This is a genomic window from Sphingobium sp. FW306-1B-F04DB (assembly GCF_058781925.1).
On record NZ_JBYSXE010000152.1, the window covers coordinates 1 to 504 of the forward strand.

A 504-nucleotide genomic window follows, 5' to 3' on the forward strand; every position below is an offset into this window, starting at 1 on the left:
GATCCGCGAGACCGGGCACCGGCGGCTGGAAGAGATGACTGCCCGTTGCCAGCACGAACTTGTCGTAGGGCATGTTCGTCCAGTTCCCATCGGCATGTTCGATCACGATCTGGCGCGCCGCCGCATCGATCGTCTGCACGAGCCCGGCAATGTGGCGGACGCCAACCGCCTTGAGCAAAGGCGCGATGTCGGGGTTCATGTTTTCCAGAACCGCTTCATAAAGACGCGGCCGCATCGTCAGATTGGCGCTGGGCGACACGATCGTCACCTGAACGTCCTGCTCCCGGTCCGCGAGCGCGACGGCGCGGGCGGCCGAGATCGCGGCCCACATGCCGGCAAAACCCGAGCCGGCGATAACGATATCCTTGGTCATAGCATTTTCCTTGTCTGCCGGACGCGCGGAGCCATTCCGTCGAGCAACAGCGCGACGGTGTTCCCGGCAGGTCCGGCAGGCTGCCGAGAATGGCCCGTTTTCCAGAGGGGAGCGGCGGCGGAGGGCCGCGG

General features: G+C 65.5%; 1 protein-coding gene. It reads right to left on the reverse strand.

Features of this window, described 5'->3' with window-relative positions; genetic code table 11:
• Positions 1-373, reverse strand: a 373-nt coding sequence (locus AC3WJD_RS22135) for an FAD-dependent oxidoreductase (protein ID WP_492749027.1), incomplete at its 3' end; no start/stop codon positions are given.
• Between the last annotated feature and the right edge of the window lie 131 nt (positions 374-504).